Source organism: Fischerella sp. PCC 9605, assembly GCF_000517105.1.
GTDB lineage: Bacteria > Cyanobacteriota > Cyanobacteriia > Cyanobacteriales > Nostocaceae > PCC9605.
Map to the genome: position 1 here is coordinate 1017368 of NZ_KI912148.1, position 18655 is coordinate 1036022.

At 43.9% G+C, this 18655-nt stretch carries 15 protein-coding genes and 1 pseudogene; 13 read left to right on the forward strand and 3 right to left on the reverse strand.

Annotation, left to right across the window (positions count from 1 at the left end):
• The first annotated feature begins 50 nt into the window (after positions 1 to 50).
• Positions 51 to 1766: a diflavin flavoprotein gene (locus FIS9605_RS0106840; RefSeq protein ID WP_026731926.1), complete on the forward strand. Its 1716-nt coding sequence runs from the start codon at positions 51 to 53 to the stop codon at positions 1764 to 1766.
• Positions 1767 to 1943: 177 nt separating this feature from the next.
• On the opposite strand, the gene FIS9605_RS0106845 is transcribed toward FIS9605_RS0106840, so the two are convergent.
• Both FIS9605_RS0106845 and FIS9605_RS0106850 read right to left on the reverse strand, forming a co-directional pair.
• Positions 1944 to 2561 (reverse strand): Uma2 family endonuclease, encoded by a 618-nt coding sequence (locus tag FIS9605_RS0106845; protein WP_026731927.1) that lies wholly within the window; start codon positions 2559 to 2561, stop codon positions 1944 to 1946.
• Between the two features lie 133 nt (positions 2562 to 2694).
• On the reverse strand, positions 2695 to 3564 hold the full coding sequence (locus tag FIS9605_RS0106850; protein WP_026731928.1) for a DUF5895 domain-containing protein: 870 nt from the start codon (positions 3562 to 3564) through the stop codon (positions 2695 to 2697).
• Between the two features lie 334 nt (positions 3565 to 3898).
• Here FIS9605_RS0106850 and FIS9605_RS0106855 point away from each other — a divergent pair, with 334 nt between their 5' ends.
• The 3 genes and pseudogenes from FIS9605_RS0106855 to aksA form a co-directional block, all read left to right on the forward strand.
• Positions 3899 to 5215 (forward strand): DNA double-strand break repair nuclease NurA, encoded by a 1317-nt coding sequence (locus tag FIS9605_RS0106855; RefSeq protein ID WP_026731929.1) that lies wholly within the window; start codon positions 3899 to 3901, stop codon positions 5213 to 5215.
• A gap of 280 nt (positions 5216 to 5495) precedes the next feature.
• A complete protein-coding gene (locus FIS9605_RS0106860) occupies positions 5496 to 6293 on the forward strand; it encodes an FHA domain-containing protein (protein WP_026731930.1) in 798 nt (265 codons plus the stop codon).
• Between the two features lie 14 nt (positions 6294 to 6307).
• A pseudogene (aksA, locus tag FIS9605_RS40645) lies at positions 6308 to 6507 on the forward strand (homoaconitate hydratase); the annotation flags it as partial.
• Positions 6508 to 6557: 50 nt separating this feature from the next.
• Here the strand turns inward: aksA and FIS9605_RS0106870 are convergent.
• Complete coding sequence (locus FIS9605_RS0106870; RefSeq protein ID WP_026731931.1) at positions 6558 to 6806, reverse strand: DUF3134 domain-containing protein; 249 nt, start codon at positions 6804 to 6806, stop codon at positions 6558 to 6560.
• 675 nt (positions 6807 to 7481) lie between these two features.
• Here FIS9605_RS0106870 and FIS9605_RS0106875 point away from each other — a divergent pair.
• From FIS9605_RS0106875 to FIS9605_RS0106915, 9 genes are all read left to right on the forward strand, one after another.
• Positions 7482 to 8048, forward strand: coding sequence for an HPF/RaiA family ribosome-associated protein (locus tag FIS9605_RS0106875; RefSeq protein WP_026731932.1), 567 nt, complete (start codon positions 7482 to 7484; stop codon positions 8046 to 8048).
• A 248-nt stretch (positions 8049 to 8296) separates the two neighbouring features.
• Positions 8297 to 8779 (forward strand): Hsp20/alpha crystallin family protein, encoded by a 483-nt coding sequence (locus FIS9605_RS0106880; protein ID WP_026731933.1) that lies wholly within the window; start codon positions 8297 to 8299, stop codon positions 8777 to 8779.
• A 263-nt stretch (positions 8780 to 9042) separates the two neighbouring features.
• The gene (locus FIS9605_RS0106885; protein ID WP_026731934.1) at positions 9043 to 9699 is read left to right on the forward strand and encodes a phosphoribosyltransferase; all 657 of its coding nucleotides are present in this window, start codon (positions 9043 to 9045) and stop codon (positions 9697 to 9699) included.
• Positions 9700 to 9884: 185 nt separating this feature from the next.
• Positions 9885 to 10598 (forward strand): dienelactone hydrolase family protein, encoded by a 714-nt coding sequence (locus tag FIS9605_RS0106890; protein WP_026731935.1) that lies wholly within the window; start codon positions 9885 to 9887, stop codon positions 10596 to 10598.
• 76 nt (positions 10599 to 10674) lie between these two features.
• Complete coding sequence (gene ftsH, locus FIS9605_RS0106895) at positions 10675 to 12627, forward strand: ATP-dependent zinc metalloprotease FtsH (protein WP_026731936.1); 1953 nt, start codon at positions 10675 to 10677, stop codon at positions 12625 to 12627.
• Positions 12628 to 12812: 185 nt separating this feature from the next.
• Positions 12813 to 13745 (forward strand): ribose-phosphate diphosphokinase, encoded by a 933-nt coding sequence (locus tag FIS9605_RS0106900; protein WP_026731937.1) that lies wholly within the window; start codon positions 12813 to 12815, stop codon positions 13743 to 13745.
• 177 nt (positions 13746 to 13922) lie between these two features.
• Complete coding sequence (locus FIS9605_RS0106905) at positions 13923 to 14603, forward strand: dienelactone hydrolase family protein (RefSeq protein ID WP_026731938.1); 681 nt, start codon at positions 13923 to 13925, stop codon at positions 14601 to 14603.
• A gap of 165 nt (positions 14604 to 14768) precedes the next feature.
• Positions 14769 to 15764 carry a CapA family protein gene (locus tag FIS9605_RS0106910; RefSeq protein ID WP_026731939.1) on the forward strand — a complete coding sequence of 332 codons (996 nt, stop codon included), beginning with the start codon at positions 14769 to 14771 and terminating at the stop codon, positions 15762 to 15764.
• 116 nt (positions 15765 to 15880) lie between these two features.
• Complete coding sequence (locus FIS9605_RS0106915) at positions 15881 to 18625, forward strand: UPF0182 family membrane protein (RefSeq protein WP_026731940.1); 2745 nt, start codon at positions 15881 to 15883, stop codon at positions 18623 to 18625.
• The last annotated feature ends 30 nt before the right edge of the window (positions 18626 to 18655 follow it).

Below are 18655 nucleotides of genomic sequence, written 5' to 3' on the forward strand. Positions count from 1 at the left end.
TAATTCATAATTCATCATTTTTTCCCTTCCCTCCCCTCACGTAAATACCTATGACCAATTCCAATCCTCGCGACGTGCAGGTTTTGCCAATTGCCACTAATACAACTGTGCTGCGAGCGCGCAGTTGGACACGCCTGCGCTTTGAAATTGAATATGCACTTGCTAGGGGCACTACCTCTAATTCCTATGTAATTAGTGGTGATAAAATCGCGGTTATCGACCCGCCACCGGAGACTTTCACTTTAATTTATCTAGATGCATTACGGCAGTGCCTGAATGATTGGGAACAGTTGGATTATGTCATCATCGGTCATTTTAATCCCAACCGCGTAGCAACTCTCAAAGCACTTTTAGATTTAGTTCCAAAACTCACCTTTGTTTGTTCTCTTCCCTGTGCTGCCAATTTGCGTGCGACTTTCCCCAACCGCGAGCTAAAAATCATCACCATGCGGGGGAAAGAAACTCTTGATTTAGGCAAGGGTCATGTTTTGAAATTCGTTCCCATCCCCAGTCCGCGCTGGCCGACAGGACTTTGTACCTACGACGAGCAAACACAAATTCTCTACTCCAATAAGCTATTCGGTGCCCATTTGTGTGGCGATGAAGTCTTTGATGAAGACTGGGATCTCCTCAAAGAAGACCAACGCTATTATTTTGACTGTTTGATGGCTCCCCATGCCACTCACGTGCAAGCTGCTCTGGAGAAATTATCGGAGCTGCAAGTGAGAATGTATGCTAGTATTCACGGACCGTTAATTCGCTATGGCTTATTGGAACTTACTAAAGCCTATGAAGAATGGAGTCAATCGCAAACAGAACGCGAGATTAGCGTTGCCCTACTTTATGCTTCAGCTTACGGGAATACGGCAACACTAGCGCAAGCCTTCGCCTTGGGACTGACGAAAGGTGGAGTCGCTGTAGAGTCGATTAACTGTGAATTTGCTCAACCCGATGAAATTCGCGCTGCGATTGAAAAGTGCGATGGCTTTATTATGGGTTCTCCTACCATTGGTGGGAATGCACCTACACCTATTCATACAGCCCTCGGTATTGTTTTAGCTGTTGGTGACAACAGCAAACTGGCTGGGGTATTTGGTTCATATGGTTGGAGTGGTGAAGCCTTTGATTTAATTGAAGGCAAACTCAAAGATGCTGGTTATAAATTTGGGTTTGATACCTTAAAGGCGAGGTTTAAACCCACGGATGTCACTCTCAAACAGTGTGAAGAAATGGCGACAGACTTTGCTCAAGCCTTGAAGAGATCGAAAAAACCACGTTTCACTCAAGCCGCTGCTACTCCGATGGAACAAGCTGTTGGTCGGATCGTTGGTTCTGTCTGCGTTGTCACAGCCAAGCTTGGAGATGTATCTACCGGGATGCTCGGTGCTTGGGTATCACAAGCAACTTTTAACCCACCGGGAATTACAGTAGCGATCGCCAAAGACCGAGCTGTTGAATCTCTCATGCATACGGGCGGTAAGTTTGTGCTGAATATCTTGGGCGAAGAGAATTACCAAGATTACATGAAGCACTTCCGCAAAAACTTTACCCCAGGAGAAGACAGATTTGCAGGCTTTTCTACAGTAGTTGCAGATAACGGCTGTACCATCCTCACCGATGCCTTGGCTTATCTGGAATGTTCAGTCAACAAACGCATGGAATGCGGCGACCATTGGGTTGTGTATGCGATCGTTGACAATGGTAAATTACTGCAACCAGAGGGTGTAACTGCCATCCATCATCGCAAAGCAGGCAATCATTATTAATTCTTTCAGTTCGTAGTAGGCACTGTCTTCGCCATAAAAAATATTGTAGAGACGCGAAATTTCGTGTCTCTACACAATTTGTAAATTGTTGTTTATACAATCAATACATCTTAAGTTTTGTCTTTTGCTAAACCTGCATTAATAACTGATAAGGAAATAATATTGGAACAATTATTACTACTCTCCCGATGCAGCTTGAAAAATTTGTTCAGCAGTGAGATTTAACTTTGGGAAAGTTGGTGATTGCAGCCGATCGCTACCCCTAAACTGGCTAACAGTATATTCACCTTCAACTAGCGAACAGACTGATATAGTTGGCTGTTTTGGATTACCAATAAACCGCTTACCACCAAAAGCAAGATAATCTACAATCCAGTATTCAGGAATTCCAATTCCTTCATATTCACCAAATTTTTTGAAGTAGTCATCACGCCAATTAGTACTTACTACTTCAACAACCAATGGAATTGATCTACCCTGAGTAACTGTCGATTCTTTTTTCCAAAGTGGTTCATTTACTAAGTTAGAGCGATTCAATAACAAGAGATCTGGCGAATAGCCTGATTCACTTTCAGGTGGTTTGACTAACGCAGTTTTGGGTATGGAATAAGGTAGATTGAGACGGACATATTCTAAAGTGAATTTTTCAGCCAAAAATCCGATAATATCTTCGTGGTCGCCTGTAGGCTGTGGCATCTCAACAATCACTCCATCGTGTAATTCGTAGCGTCCACGATCGGGTTTCCACTCCACAAATTCTTGAAAAGTCACTAGCTTGGGTAAAGCTTGGCTCATACTGCCTCCAGTTAAAGACTAGTGTAAGTTACTGCCGAATCAAGCGATCGCATGGCAATAGCTCTTATTATTAACATTTAAGCAACTCTTCCCCTGCAAATGAGGAAGAGTTAGAAGTGAAGTTCTCTACAGTTTAATAAGGGGGATAACCAAAATCATCTTCATCCGGATAAATATAAGAATTAGAAACCCCCGCCGCTACCATCTTTGTTGGTTCCGCCTTCACTGGTTCCTTACCAAACTCCTTGTGTTCTTCGTAATTCCTAATAATTACTTCCGATTCTTCGGAATCAGAAGCAATCATATATTGTGTTAACGTTGCAATTGTGGGATGTTTGTAGTCCACAGTGGAAGCAACTAAAACCGTATTTGGTTCAATACCTCTTTCTTCAGAATCAATGATGGGGCAAAAAATTCCGTGGGCGTGAAATAGCGGGCCTTTTGGTGTCAAGGGTAACTTGCGGTATCCAGCATAAGCCCTTTCTAATTCGGCGAGGAACCCACCAGTAATTCTACCTTGTTGATACTCACAATAAGCTTTGCTGAAACTAGCTCCTGCTGCACCATTCAAAGTTAGTTGCAGTGGTAATTCATGTAAAAACTTTTTATTTTCTCCAACTAAAAAAATTAAATAACGTGTAAAAGTTTTAAATTTAAGTTTGTCTGCTAAAAAAGCATCATAATGATCTTTTAATGTACCTAGCTTCACACCAGTTTCTCGGTCTTTGACTGATAATGGCCCCCGACGCACTATCACTAGGCGTGGGGTGGTGGTGATGTACACCGTTTCGATCCCGGAGCTAAATTCATGCTCCACCTGCTGCCAATTTTCATCTGGTTGAAAGCCTACAGAATCTGCATTATCTAGCTTAATAGCCAAACCATAAGGCTGGATGCCATCTTGGCCATACCGAGGATTAATCATCTGACACCAGGGAATGACTTGAGAAGGCGGTGCATTAAATTTATCGTCCTCAAAGTCGAATTTTGTAGATGGTTTCATCGTCTTAGGCATTTGTGAGTGTCTTGCTAATCCAGTGTAAGAAATTCGTGGGGCATTGGAGTGGGTAGTGGCTTTTGTCAAATTAGACACAATAATTCTATGATTGACCAGGGCTGAATATTGGCGATCGCACCCGAGACAGAGAAGTTAAACAATGATACCTTTTGTATCGACCAGAGCGCACATTCAGCAAGCAGATTTTAACAATAGCTTTAGAGAAGGCAGTAAGCAGAAGTATCGATCAATGACTATTGACTCTGTACAGACGTGCCATGGCACGTCTGTACAACTCTTAACTTAGCTTTATCATTAATCTAAAATCAAAAATTTTTCTATGCTTGACCTTACCAAACTAACTCGGCAAATGCAGGGTTTGAGTCAGCATCTCACACAAGAAGCTGCTGCCAGTCGTCAACGTTTAGAATTAGCTCAAAAACATTTCCTTGACGCTTGCGATCGCCAAGAAGAATTCGTACAGAAACAGGAAAAATGGCGCGATCGCATTCTGTTTGCCAATGCTACTCCCCTAGAACCACTCAATACTTGCATAGAGATTCCCGTTCCACCAAAAGTTCACACCGTTCTCGCCACCGATGGTTCCCAAATCGCTCCTAACCATCACGAAATCGCTTACTGCTATCTCCTCAACATTGGCCGTGTTGTCTTACATTATGGTCAAAATAAACACCCTATTCTAGATAGTCTGCCGGAGATATTTTATCGTGCTGAGGATTTATACGTTTCGCGCCAGTGGGGAATTAGAACCGAAGAATGGATGAGTTTCTGCCGTACTGCCAGCGAAGCAACGGTATTAGCAGAATTGGCGTGCAGCCTGAAAGAGGAGGGGGAGAAAGGGAGAGAGGGAGAGGGGGGGAAATTAGGAGGGGAAGAGAGGGAGAAGGGGAGAGGGGGGGAAATGAACAATTCAAAATTTCCTCCACTCCCCCACTCCTCCACTCCCGCACTCACCATCACCCCATCCCGAATACCCACGCTAGCAATGGTGGATGGCTCGTTAATTTACTGGTTTTTAGAGCAATTGCCTTCTGATGCGCGCGATCGCATCTTACCTCCCATCCTCCAAGCTTGGCGGCAAATGCGGGATGCTCAAATCCCTTTGATGGGTTATCTAAGTGCATCTCGTAACATTGAAGCAATGAACTTCTTGCGTCTTTTAGCCTGTCCTCATCCAGTCCCTGATTGTATGAGCTTTTGCCCAAATCAAATGGAAAAAGTAGCTTGTAAAGTATTTGAAGCACTGCGAGATACTACTCTTTGGGCAACGCAACTCAAACCAGGACAACGTGGGCCTCTATGGCGCAGTAACGCCCGCATCTTAGACTTGTATGAAGACTTGCAGATTTACTTTTGTTACGTCCACGTGGGAGCCGAAATTGCCCGGATAGAAGTGCCTGCCTGGGTAGCTGAAAATACCTCTGTATTTGATGAATCATTAGGACTTATGCTGGCACAAGTGCAGAAAGGATATGGCTATCCGGTAGCTATTGCTGAAGCACATAATCAGGCGGTAGTACGTGGTGGTGATAAAGCACGTTTCTTTGCTTTGTTGGAACGGCAAATGATTAAAGCAGGTTTGAAAAATGTGGGAACTTCTTATAAAGAAGCACGGAAGAGGGGGAGTATTGCTTAATTGATATCTTGCACGATTCAATTGGAAGAGCCTCTGGCTCCTAATTCTCGTTACCAGGTAGAACCTGGTAACTAGGGACTAGGGACAGACACTATCCACAAATGAATCTGCGGCAGAGAAAGCGGTTTAGACAATCCTTTAAACCTACCCGCATATTGTAGTTAATAGATAAAATAAGCATTAAAGTTGAAACTCGAAAATTTTAGAATATCACTGAAGCATTTTTGCTTACAAATTCTCCAACTTTAGAGAACTTAAAAATTCTCCGTGAAAACAACTCATGCAAAATCTAGGCACATCACAGGCAACAGAGCTGAGTTTAGAACTATTTCATGTTCAAACCAACACATCTTTTGAAATTCCGCCGAATTTTCCGATAATTTACATTGGTAAGCCAAATGAAAAAATCAACCCAGATGTAGATGTCTCTGGCTTACCAGATGCTGATATAGTTTCTCGCCTGCACGCAAAAATTCAAGTAGAAGGCAACACCTACTATATTGAAGATCTGGGAAGTTCCAACGGCACATATCTCAACAACACCAAGCTAGAGCCAAGAACTCGCTACCCTCTCAACCTAGGAGATAGAATAGACTTCGGTCAGGGAGGTAAAGTAACTTTTATATTTCAAAATAGACAAGAAAATCCAGTAAATCGTATTTCTATCTCTGACCAAACAGTATTTCCACCCCAGAGAACCGGCACCAAAACAATATATCAAACTGATAGAACAAGCAAGGTCGTAGGTTCAGCGCTAATGGTTGCAGGCATCTTGATTTTAGCAGCCAGTACCCAGGTTGGAATTTTTATACGTCTTCCAGGTGTTTTGCTAAGCATTGCCGGGGTTGCCGTTTTGCTAATGCCTCGTATCAACCGCACGATCGGATGGCTTTTGATATTGGCAGGAATTGCAGTAATTGTTTTTACTGGTGGTTTATTTGCGTCTGCGAATCTTTTGTCTGTTTTAGTTGCATCTGTTTTATTGGCTGCCGGTTATCTACTTTTTAGTACTGGAAGAATTTGGAAGTACGATTTGCAAACTCTCCAGGGATTGGTAAATAAGCAGAGACGCAATTAATCGCCTTTAATGACATGACACTGCGTGATGGCGAACAAGCTGCCGGTGTTGCGTTCAACTTTGAGGAGAAAGTAGCGATCGCTAAATTTTTAGATACTATTGGTATTCAGGAGTTAGAAGTTGGTATTCCCGCTATGGGTGAGGATAACGAGCCATAGCAGCAATTTGCGACTTGGGTTTGCGAGCTAGTCTACTAGGTCAGAAAGAAGCGATGTAAATATTGTAGTGCGGGCATTTTGCCCGCTATGCATGTACTAGAAAACTTTATGACTCTAGCTCTATCTCTTCTGTTTCCTCTTCTTCAAGATTATAGGAATTGTAACCCACAATCTCAGCTATTTCTCCTTCTTCTTCCTCTTCATCGTAAGAAAAGTATTCCTCAGCAGTTCGTGGTATTAATCGACCAGTGTCTCTCAACCATTCCAAAAAGGAATGCTCTTGCTTTAAAGGAATAACAAAAGCACGCTGATTGCGGGGTTCTTCATGGAGAGCAGAACTCAACTGTTTCACCATATTTACTTACCCCTACAAGACTATATATTTACTATTTTATCTTTTCAATAGCAAGCAGTTATTTGGGACTGTCAATTGTAATATTCATTTCTATTACTTTGGTCGTACCCTTGATTAACTCCTAGTTACATTTCTTATTAAGTGACATACTCCCACACTTACCGCTTGCGGAAGTGTGGGCTTCTCAGACAATCCGGCTATTGTGCGCGGAGGCTCTGAGCTTTAAGAACGGAATGCCCTAGCTCTATTTTTTATTCCGTGGGTTAGGGAGACATAGGCATGGCGATCGCATTATACTGACCACAGCGCTGTTGAATTCATGTGAATGGGGCAGCATTTGATAACTGTCGATTTTGACGGTTGTTTTTTTATCATTTCTTATCTTGATTGTGGCAATTTTTTGCATTTAGTGCGATGATCAAAATTGAGAGTAGAGTTGCGATCCCCAAATTCAGAATCTAAAAAAATAACCTCAACTCCTAATTTGTAACTATTGAATATAAAGTGACTCAAAATAGAGCGATCGCGACTAATTGTAGAGAAGTGAGTACCATGCTCACTAAAGTAACTAAGCAGAAGCATGAGTGCAAAAGAGATTAGAAATACGCATCTTAGGTCAATTGCCTGAAAAACTCATTCACAGAACCAATAAATATCTAGCAGTGAGGAGGGATTATGCAACTGCCACTGCAAATCACCTTTCACAACATGACTCCATCAGAAGCAATAGAAGCAAAAATTCGCCAGTGTGCTGCAAAACTAGAACGTTTCTATAACCGGATTATCAGCTGTCGAGTCATAGTTGACGCACCTCATCGGCATCAGCGTAACGGTAAACAGTATCATGTGCGAATTGACCTCACCGTACCTAATGCGGAACTAGTTGTGAACCGTTATCCGCCGAAACATCAAAATTATGAAGATATGTATGTAGCGATTCGCGATGCCTTTGATGCGGCAAAACGCGAACTGCAAGATTATGCCCGTCTGCGTCGCCATGAAACTAAGACACACGAGTTGCCACCTTATGGTCGGATTGGCAAGTTATTCCCAGAAGAAGGTTATGGTTTCATCGAAACAGCTGATGGCGACGAAGTTTATTTTCACAAGAACAGTCTCTGTAATGGTGATTTTGAGCAGTTGCAGCTAGGAAACGAAGTTCGTTTTGCCTACTCCCAAGGTAACAAAGGACCTCAAGCTAGCACTGTTAGATTACTTGGCAAACACCATTTAATTGGTTGATGGTAGTTAGTAGTTAGTGGTTAGTAGTTAGTTGGTTGTAACAGCCAGTTATCAACAAACAATAAATACCAAACAACGAGTACCAAACAACAAATACTTCCTCACAAGTTCCTCACATTTTCTTTCTATCGTAAAGATGAGACAAAATCTTTCTTCTTGGCAAAAACAGTTTGGTGTTCCTCTCATAAGTGGTTATTAATCATATTGAAATATCGAGTTTGAATTAATAATTATTGGAGGCAACGATTATGCCAATTACTCGTTGGGAACCCTTCCAAGACATAGAACTTTGGAAACCTTTCGGTTTGCAACCTATGCGGGAAATTGAGCGCATGCAACAGCGGATGAACCGCATGTTTGATCGACTAATGCCCACTGCCGATCGCGAAGTTTCTGGACTTAGCTTTGTTCCTTCCGCTGAAATGGAGGAAACGGATCAAGCAATGATCCTCAAACTCGAAATTCCGGGAATGGAAGCTAAAGATTTGCATGTAGAAGTCACTGAAGACGCTGTTTTGATCCGTGGCGATCGCAAGTCTGAAACTAAGACCGAAGAAAAGGGCATGGTACGCTCTGAATTCCGCTACGGTATGTTTGAACGGGTTATTCCTTTGCCAGTTCATGTTCAAAACGATAAAGTTACAGCCGAATACAAACACGGCATTTTATGTTTGACTTTGCCTAAAGCTGAAGAAGCGAAGAAAACAGTTGTCAAAGTCAACTTAGATTAACTTCTTCGTGGACTCAATTCATCACCGTTTTCTTGGCAGTTTCCATCAAAAAATGACAAACAAAAACCTTTATAGAGAGTAGAACAAAGGTTGAGAAGGCAGGATTGACAGGAAGCTTTAGACAAGAGTCTTCCTGTTAATCCTGTTTCGTCACCAAAGGTAAGGGTGTGAGGTTGTGAAGGTGCAAGGGTGTGAGGGAAATTCAATGGTTTGTAAACAGTTAGTAATTCCCCTATACCCCTACTGAAAAGGAGGTGAGATTGATGACGATGATATTCCGAGATCGCACACAAGCAGGTCAAATGTTAGCCAGAAAGCTGTCAGCCTATGCCAACCGCCAAGATGTTATCGTTGTAGCTTTACCTCGTGGTGGCGTACCAGTGGCGTTTGAAGTGGCAAAGGCGCTAAATGTTCCGTTAGACGTCTGCATAGTCAGAAAACTTGGTGTACCACATCATAAAGAACTGGCTATGGGCGCGATCGCTGCTGGTGGTGTGAGAGTATTGAATTACGATGTTGTCAGTTGGTTAGGTATATCTAGTAAAACGATAGATGAAGTAGCAGCCAAAGAATTGCGAGAATTGCAGCGCCGCGATCGCGTTTATCGAGGTGAACGTCCGCCACTTGATGTGCGAAATCGCACAGTGATTTTGATAGATGATGGTATTGCTACAGGATCGACCATGCGTGCTGCGATTGCGATTTTGCGACAGCAACAGCCTCAAAGCATTGTTGTTGCAGTTCCAGTTGCACCGCTAGAAACTTATAGGGAACTGCAAGCCGAAGTAGATGGGGTAGTGTGTCTATTAACACCAGAGCCAATGAATGCGATCGGTCTTTGGTATGAAAATTTCTCGCAAACAACTGATGAAGAAGTACGTGAACTGTTGTCAAAGCAGCTCGCAGCCAGCATTAGTTAGGGAACAGGGAATGGGGAAATGGGCATTGGGCATTGGGCATTGAGAATGGGGTATCTATTTTGTCGAAGTAGTATTTTCAAGATAGAAGGCAGAAACTAGGAGGAGTATTCTAAATTCTCAGTCTCCCACTCTCCCACTCCCCATGTTTCTTTAGAGTCCCTATTATCAACTCGGAGGGGAAACCCATGAATTCAGTATCTATGTGTAGTCCGCAAGAACAGATAGTTGCAGTTGAGATTGGCTCAGTTCGCTTGGAAGCAGAACTGATCGTGCCTGAAACTGCCGAGGGGATTGTTTTGTTTGCACATGGTGGTAGCAGCCGATACAGTACCCGCAATCGTTATCTTGCTCATATTCTGCGTCAGGCAGGACTGGCAACTATTTTAATTGACTTGTTGACAAAAGAGGAAGAAGCGATTGACCTGCGAACCAAGCATTATCGCTGCGATATCAAACACCTAGCTGCACGCTTAATAGGAGTAACAGACTGGCTAGCTGAGAACCCCATTACCAGCAATCTCAAAGTTGGTTACTTTGGGCACGGAACTGGTAGTGGTGCGGCATTGCTAGCAGCAGCAGAACATCCAATGAGTGTTGGGGCTATTGTCTCACGCAGTGGACAAATTGACTTGGTGTGCGAAGCACTTTCCTACGTGCAATCCCCAACCCTGTTGCTTGTAGGAAGCAACGATTTACCAGTAATTGCGATGAATGAGGATGCTTTGGCGTTAATTTCTGCCCAGAATAAACAGTTAGAAATGATTCTAGGGGCAACTCATAACTTTGATGAGCCAGGAGCACTCCAAGAAGTAGGACGACTGGCCAGTCAATGGTTCAAGCATTATCTTACGACAACAAAGCAGCGAGACTTGCACATTCATGCGATGTCACTTGTTTAGTTAGTAGTTAGTAGTTGTTTGTTTACCACTATCCACTAACCACTAACCAGTTCCTAATTAAAAGGAGCAATCAAATATGCCAGTGGAAACTGATGGCGATCGCCAAGTTAAAACACCTGAACCTCAGCATATGGGCTGTAGTCCACTGCTGTGGTTGGCATTACTGATATTCCTAAATATACTTCTGTTGACAGAATCTCCCCATAACCGCGTACCCTATAGCGAATTTATCTCTCAGGTGGAGTCTGGTAAAGTTGCCCGGGCGATCGTTGATTCTAACCGGATTGAGTATGAACTCAAATCAGGGCAAACAACAAATCAACCTGGCAGCAAATCTGACAAGCAAGTGTTTGTTACCTCACCAGTGCCACTGGATACAGAGTTGCCCAAAATTCTCCGGGAGCATAATGTCGAGTTCTCCGGGCCAGTCCCCAATCAAACTGCCTGGATTTCAACCTTGCTAAGCTGGGTTTTACCACCGTTGATTTTCTTTGGCATCTGGGGATGGTTGCTTAGCCGCAGTCAGATGGGTGGCCCTGCTGCACTGAGAGTTGGCAAGAGTAATGCTCGCATTTACTCAGAAGGCGATACGGGTGTGAAGTTCGAGGATGTTGCTGGAGTCGATGAAGCGAAAGCAGAACTGCAAGAAATAGTTGATTTTCTCAAAAATGCCCAAAAATATACGCGCTTGGGCGCAAAAATTCCCAAAGGCGTGTTGCTGATCGGGCCTCCGGGAACAGGTAAAACTCTGTTAGCAAAAGCCATTGCTGGCGAGGCTGGAGTTCCTTTCTTCAGTATTTCTGGCTCTGAGTTTATCGAGCTGTTTGTGGGCATCGGTGCTGCACGGGTACGAGATTTGTTTGAACAAGCAAAACATCAAGCACCGTGTATCGTTTTTATCGATGAGTTGGATGCTTTAGGTAAATCACGAGGTAACGCAAGTCTGCATTTGGGCGGTAACGACGAACGTGAGCAGACTCTCAACCAACTGCTTTCCGAGATGGATGGTTTCAATGCGAACACTGGTGTTATTCTCCTAGCTGCTACCAACCGTCCTGAGGTTTTAGATCCAGCCCTGCGTCGTCCTGGTCGGTTTGACCGTCAGATTGTAGTGGATCGTCCAGATAAAATCGGTCGGGAAGCAATTCTCAAAATTCACGCCAAAAATGTGAAGCTAGCACCTGATGTGGATTTGTCGAAATTAGCTGCTCGAACTCCAGGGTTTGCAGGCGCAGATTTAGCCAACCTCGTCAATGAAGCAGCATTGCTAGCAGCTCGTCGCAACAATGAGACTGTGACAATGGCTGATTTTCAAGAAGCGATTGAGCGAGTGTTAACGGGATTAGAGAAAAAATCTCGCGTTCTCAATGAAAGCGAGAAAAAAACGGTTGCTTATCACGAAGTTGGTCATGCATTGATTGCAACGCTAATGCCCGGAACTGGTAGCGTAGAAAAAATTTCCGTTGTTCCTCGGGGTGTAGGTGCTTTGGGTTACACACTGCAACTACCAGAAGAAGACCGCTTTTTGATGACAGAAGATGAAATTCGCGGACGGATCGTCACCTTGTTGGGTGGACGAGCCGCAGAGGAGTTAATTTTCAGTATAGTTTCCACTGGTGCCAGTGATGACATCCAAAAAGCAACTGACCTGGCAGAACGGTTTGTTACCCTTTATGGCATGAGTAATACCCTTGGCCCCATCGCCTTCGAGAAGATTCAACAAGAATTTTTAGAGAGTTTAACCAATCCTCGCCGCGCAGTCAGTCAGAAAATTGCCGAACAAATTGATCAGGAAGTCAAAGAAATCGTAGATGGGGCACACTGTATGGCCCTAAAAATTTTAGACAATAATCGGGAATTGTTAGAAAAAACGGCTCAAGCCCTTTTAGAAAAAGAAGTTTTAGAGGGAGAAGAGTTGCGATCGCACCTTAATTGCGTCCAACCTCCGCCAGAAATGGATGAATGGCTGCGTACAGGCAAAATCTCCCTAGACTACTTGTTAATGCCCACGACTTGGAATGGCAATTAAAAGCCAGGATTGGAAAAAGTTGAGAATTAAAAGTTATTAAGTTTTGAGATTTGAATTAATCAGCAGTCATCATGAACTGCATATTTGTGAACACATGAAAAAGGCAACCAGGGAGAATTATGAACTATAAATACGAATCCTGAAAATTTCATAATTCATAATTCATAATTCATAATTGTTTAGTTATGGATAACTTCATCCTCTTTGCTGGTACAGCTAACCCAACATTGGCAAATGCGATCGCTCAGGAATTGCACGTCCCACTTGCTGCATCTATTGCTGAGCACTTTCCAGATGGTGAGGTAGCCGTAGAACTGCTAGAGTCGGTACGCCAGAAATCAGTTTTTATCTTGCAGTCCACCTCACCGCCTGTCAACGACCATCTAGTTGAGCTTTTGGCATTTGCTGATGCCTGCCGTCGGGCAGCAGCATCCCGCATCACTGCTATTGTCCCCTATTTTGGCTATGCCCGCGCTGACAAACGGCACGGGCGGTGCGAACCAATTACCGCCAGCATGGTAGCCGATTTGTTGCAGGCAGTTGGTGTTAATCATGTGGTGACGCTGGATTTGCATACTCCGCAAATTGAGGGTTTCTTCCGCATCCCAGTAGATAGTCTGACGGCAGTACCGAGTCTCCATCAAACACTGCGCCACCACTTGCCGCCAGATGTTGTAGTTGTGTCACCAGATACCGGACGGGTACAGATGGCCACTCAATATGCCCAACGGCTGGACAGTTCGGTAGTAGTGCTGCACAAACAGCGTAAGAGTAGCAGCGAAACTGAGGTGACGCGGATTGTCGGAGATGTACGCGATCGCCCTTGCCTGATCGTAGATGACATGATTTCTACTGGCGGTACTATTAACCGGAGCATTGAGGCTCTACTCAACGCTGGGGCACGTCCGGAAATTACTATCGCTGCTACCCACGGACTATTCGTAAAGGATGCTCGTGCTAAGTTGACTCACCCCAGCGTGCAGGCGGTCTTTGTTACCGACACTGTATTACCAAAAGAAACTGACTGGCAACAGTTACAAGTTGTTTCAGTTGCCCCCTTGATTGCCGCAGTCATTCGGCGGTTTCAGACAAATGGATCAATCGGCGACTTATTTTAGGGAATTGATTGGATCTTGTTGTTTGTTGGTAGGGGCGAAGCATTTGGGCGACGATTTATCGGTTTGATGATAAATAATTTTCATCAAATGCTACCCTGCGAGAACCCCTGCGGTGTACGCCCGTACTGGTTGTTGTTGGGTGTTTTAACGACCAAATTATGAAAGGAGGCTGAGTTGATGAATACGACATCAAAACGGAAAGTTCAAGAGAACTTAGTTTGGATTCCCACAGGCTCAGTCAAGCTAGAGGGCAATCTAGTCATACCAGAAAGTGCCCAAGGAATTGTACTGTTTGCTCACGGTAGTGGTAGCAGTCGGCACAGTCCCAGAAATCGATATGTTGCAGATGTACTGCAATCTAGCGGATTAGCTACTTTGCTAATTGACCTACTGACATCCGAGGAAGAAGCGATTGATATGAGAACAAGACACCTGCGCTTCGACCTTGGTTTGTTGGCATCACGGTTAGTTGATGCTACAGATTGGCTTGCCAAAAACCCAGATACCCGCCACCTCAAAGTCGGTTACTTTGGAGCCAGCACAGGAGCTGGTGCGGCATTGCTGGCAGCCACAGAACGCCCAGAGAGTGTGGCAGCGGTAGTTTCTCGTGGCGGACGGCCCGACCTAGCAGGGTCAGCTTTAGGTCGTGTCAAAGCACCGACACTATTGATTGTTGGCGGCTACGATATCCCGGTCATTCGCATGAATCAGGATGCACTAGCACTGCTGCGCGTTGAAAAGGCGCTGGAAATTGTTCCTGGAGCGACTCACCTATTTGAGGAACCAGGGACATTGGAAGAAGTAGCGCGGCTGGCGACTCAATGGTTCAAACGTTATCTCACGGGGATGATCGAGTGATAGGGGGATGGGCATCGGAAAAACAAGAGGGGAAGGGGACAAGGGGAAAGGTGAAAGGTGAAAGGTTAATAAATTCCTTTACCCTTTACCCTTTAACCTTTACCCATTCCCCAATCCCCAATCCCCATCTCCCCACTTTACTTTCTTTGCGATCGCGAGAAGCCTATGAAAGAGCTAATCACCTTAGCATTTATTGGCGATGTCATGCTAGGTCGAGGGGTTAACGAAGAAATCCCTTGGAAATCACCCGAATTATTCTGGGGAAGCGTCCTGCCGATTTTGCAGGGGGCAGATGCTGTCATTGCCAACCTAGAATGTGCCATTACCAAGCATACTCAACAGTGGAGTAGAACACCAAAAGTTTTTCACTTCCGCGCCGACCCTGCCGCAATAGATGTGCTTCGTGCTGGTAACATTCAGTTTGTCAGTCTCGCCAACAACCACACACTCGACTTTGAAGAACAAGGGTTACTAGATACACTGCGCTATCTGGATGATGCGGGGATTAACCATGCTGGTGCAGGTCGGGATATCGGCGAAGCAACAACTCCAGTTGTAATCGATATTGCTGGACTAAAGATTGGCATCATTGCGATTACAGATAACGAGCCTGATTTTGCCGCAACAAGCGATCGCCCCGGCACCTACTATCTAGAAATCAGCTCTGATCCTCTGACTCTATCACTGATTGAATCTGCGGTAGTGCAGCTACGGCACGCAGGCGCTGGGCTAGTCATTCTTTCTGCTCATTGGGGCCCGAATATGGTCACGTCACCACCCCTGCACTTTCGTCGCTTTGCCCGTGCAGTCATAGACTGCGGCGTAGATATATTTCACGGTCATTCCGCCCACCTATTCCAAGCTGTAGAAAACTACAAGCACGGATTAATCCTTTATGACACAGGAGATTTTCTCGATGATTATGCAGTAAATCCAGTACTGCGTAATGACTGGTCTTTTGTGTTTCTCGTGGAAGTGGACAGTAAAGGGTTACTGCGGTTGCGTTTGATACCCGTCCGCCTGCACTATGCAGAAGTTGACCTTGCCAGGGGTGAAGAATTCGATGCCATCTGCCAGCGCATGCAATTTCTTTGTGCAGAATTTAAGACTACATGTGTTTTGAAATCACCAGAAGGACTAGAAGTCAAACTTAGAAACTAGATCCAACCTTGTAACATCAAGTTTTCTTTGTGTCTTTGTGTCATTGTGGTTCAAAAATAAATTTTATTAACCACTAAGACACCAAGACACTAAGTTATCAGTTTTGGAAAGAAATTATGAACTTTATTTACAGAGGTATAACATTAATCATTTTAATCACGATTATTGGTTTGTCTCTCTCGAAAACACTAGTGCATATTCTGACCGAATCATGGTGGTTTAACGCGGTTGGTTTTGCTGAAGTTTTTTGGACAAGATTGACCTGGCAAATTCTAATTTGGGTAGTCACTTTTGTCTTCTACATCTTATTTTTGTGGGTAAACCATCGCCTTGCTATGCACTATACCCGGCATAGGTCTTTTCAATTTTTTGAAGACAGCGAATTGGCTATCCATGCCAATAAATTTGCCAATATCTTGGCTTTGGTTTTAATTATTGTCGTGGCTTTAGGTACTGCAACTGCGAGTGTACCAACGTGGGAAACTATCCTCAAGTACCTGCATTCCACTAATTTTGACAGTCGCGATCCGATATTTCAGCGAGATATCAGTTTTTATGTCTTTCAACTACCGCTTTATTGGGGTATTTGGAATTGGTTGTTGTTTCTCTTTGTTTGGGGACTGACGGTATCGCTTCTAGTTTATATCCTCAAAGGTAGCTTCACGCCCCGGCAAAGCCGCCATACCTTAAATGGCAAAGTCAAAACTCATTTAAGCTTGCTAGTAGCAGGAATTATCGGATTAATTGCTGTTGATTTCTGGCTCAAACGTTACAACTTACTTTATTCACCTGGTGGGGTTGTTTTCGGTGCAGGCTATACTGATGTCCATGCTAGGTTGTTTGCTTACCGAATTATAAGCACCTTAGCGTTAGTAGTGGCAGTTTTATTTGTTTTCTCTAGTTGGCGAAAAGCTCCTGCTTTACCAGTGCGGGGAATTGCAGTTTTGTTTGTCATTACTCTTGTGTTGGTTAACGGCATCTATCCTTGGTTTGTGCAACAATTCATTGTTGAACCCAACGAATTAGCTAAAGAAAAACCTTACATCGCCAACAACATCAAATTTACTCAGAATGCCTATCATTTAAATGATGTGCAAAGGCAGAATTATGCCGGTGAATCCCAACTAAACCGCCAAGCTTTGCAGTCAAATCAGGCAACTATCAACAACATTCGTTTGTGGGACTACCGTCCTCTACTGAGTACCTACCGCCAAATCCAGGAGATTCGTCTTTACTACCGATTTCGGGATGTGGATGTGGATCGCTACACTCTGAATGGCAACTATCAACAGGTAATGCTGTCGGGGAGGGAACTAGCTTATTCTCAGTTACCCGAAGAAGCTCGTACTTGGGTTAACCAACGTCTGAAGTTTACCCACGGCTACGGTTTGGTGATGAGTCCGGTGAACCAAGTTACAGCTAATGGTTTACCGGAACTGTACATCAAAGATATTCCGCCTGTTTCCAAAGTGAATTTGCAAGTGAGTCAGCCTGCAATTTACTACGGCGAAGAAACCGATAACTATATTTTTACTGGTACTAAAACCAAAGAATTTGATTATCCTTTCGGTGATGGTAATGCTTTTACCACCTACAACGGTAAAGGCGGCGTCAGATTGGCATCGATTTGGCACAGGCTAGCATATGCCTATGACTTGGGTAGTCTCCAGATTTTAATCTCCAATTACTTTAATGACCAGTCACGCATCCATTACTACCGAAAGATTCAGGAACGAGTAGATCGCGTTGCGCCTTTTTTACAGTTTGATAGCGATCCTTACCTGGCGGTTATTAACGGCAAATTACAGTGGATTGTCGATGCTTATACAGTGAGCGATCGCTATCCTTATTCCAAACCAGTTGCTCAAACTAAGAATGCTACAGAAATTTTCAAAGGAGGAAATACTCAAAAATTTTTACCCAGTAATATCAACTATATTCGCAACTCTGTCAAAGTATTAGTCGATGCTTATGACGGCACAATGCGGTTTTTTGTCATTGATGAAACTGACCCCCTACTGAGCACTTACCGCAAGATATTTCCGCATTTGTTTGAGCCGAATGCAGCGATTTCCCCAGAAGTGAAAGCTCATTTTCGCTATCCACTAGATTTGTTTAAAATCCAGGCGCAAATGTACCTTTCTTACCACATGAGCGATCCGGAAGTATTCTACAACCGAGAAGACCTGTGGCGCTTCCCCATGCAGGTATATGAAGGTAATGAACAAATCATGCAGCCATACTACGTGATTATGCGGTTGCCAGGAGAAGCAAAAGAAGGATTTATTCTGATTCTGCCCTTTACCCCTGTCAACAAAGACAACATGATTGCCTGGATGGCGGCGCGTTCTAATGGCAAGGACTACGGCAAGTTGCTTTTATATGAGTTTCCCAAACAAAAACTTGTCTTTGGCCCCAGGCAAATAGAAGCGCGAATTGACCAAGAACCGCTAATTTCCCAGCAATTTACTTTGTGGAGTCAAGCAGGTTCTAAAGTCATTCGCGGCGATTTATTAGTTATTCCGATTGAGGGATCTTTACTTTACGTAGAACCAGTATATCTGCGGGCTGAACAGAGCGAATTGCCGCAATTGAAGCGAGTAATTGTGGCGTATGACCAAGATGTAGTTATGGAGGAAACGTTGGAAAAATCTCTAATGACCATCTTTGGTGGTCTTCAAGTAGAGAAGGGAGTACCTACTCAAATGACTAGAGAAGTTTCAAATCTCGCTAAAAATGCGATGCAAACTTATCAAAAAGCCCAGGAAGCTTTACGACAAGGAAATTGGGCTGAATATGGACGTTATCAGCAAAATTTGGAGGAAATATTGCAAAAATTGAATCAGGGTAGTGAGCGTTAAAATAAGGTGGGCTATGCCCACCTTACTCGA

Bases quoted from the DNA above. Each gene is read 5' to 3' on its own strand.
- FIS9605_RS0106840 (WP_026731926.1), top strand. From the start codon at position 51: ATGACCAATTCCAATCCTCGCGACGTGCAGGTTTTGCCAATTGCCACT.
- FIS9605_RS0106845 (WP_026731927.1), bottom strand. From the start codon at position 2,561: ATGAGCCAAGCTTTACCCAAGCTAGTGACTTTTCAAGAATTTGTGGAG.
- FIS9605_RS0106850 (WP_026731928.1), bottom strand. From the start codon at position 3,564: ATGAAACCATCTACAAAATTCGACTTTGAGGACGATAAATTTAATGCA.
- FIS9605_RS0106855 (WP_026731929.1), top strand. From the start codon at position 3,899: ATGCTTGACCTTACCAAACTAACTCGGCAAATGCAGGGTTTGAGTCAG.
- FIS9605_RS0106860 (WP_026731930.1), top strand. From the start codon at position 5,496: ATGCAAAATCTAGGCACATCACAGGCAACAGAGCTGAGTTTAGAACTA.
- FIS9605_RS0106870 (WP_026731931.1), bottom strand. From the start codon at position 6,806: ATGGTGAAACAGTTGAGTTCTGCTCTCCATGAAGAACCCCGCAATCAG.
- FIS9605_RS0106875 (WP_026731932.1), top strand. From the start codon at position 7,482: ATGCAACTGCCACTGCAAATCACCTTTCACAACATGACTCCATCAGAA.
- FIS9605_RS0106880 (WP_026731933.1), top strand. From the start codon at position 8,297: ATGCCAATTACTCGTTGGGAACCCTTCCAAGACATAGAACTTTGGAAA.
- FIS9605_RS0106885 (WP_026731934.1), top strand. From the start codon at position 9,043: ATGACGATGATATTCCGAGATCGCACACAAGCAGGTCAAATGTTAGCC.
- FIS9605_RS0106890 (WP_026731935.1), top strand. From the start codon at position 9,885: ATGAATTCAGTATCTATGTGTAGTCCGCAAGAACAGATAGTTGCAGTT.
- ftsH (WP_026731936.1), top strand. From the start codon at position 10,675: ATGCCAGTGGAAACTGATGGCGATCGCCAAGTTAAAACACCTGAACCT.
- FIS9605_RS0106900 (WP_026731937.1), top strand. From the start codon at position 12,813: ATGGATAACTTCATCCTCTTTGCTGGTACAGCTAACCCAACATTGGCA.
- FIS9605_RS0106905 (WP_026731938.1), top strand. From the start codon at position 13,923: ATGAATACGACATCAAAACGGAAAGTTCAAGAGAACTTAGTTTGGATT.
- FIS9605_RS0106910 (WP_026731939.1), top strand. From the start codon at position 14,769: ATGAAAGAGCTAATCACCTTAGCATTTATTGGCGATGTCATGCTAGGT.
- FIS9605_RS0106915 (WP_026731940.1), top strand. From the start codon at position 15,881: ATGAACTTTATTTACAGAGGTATAACATTAATCATTTTAATCACGATT.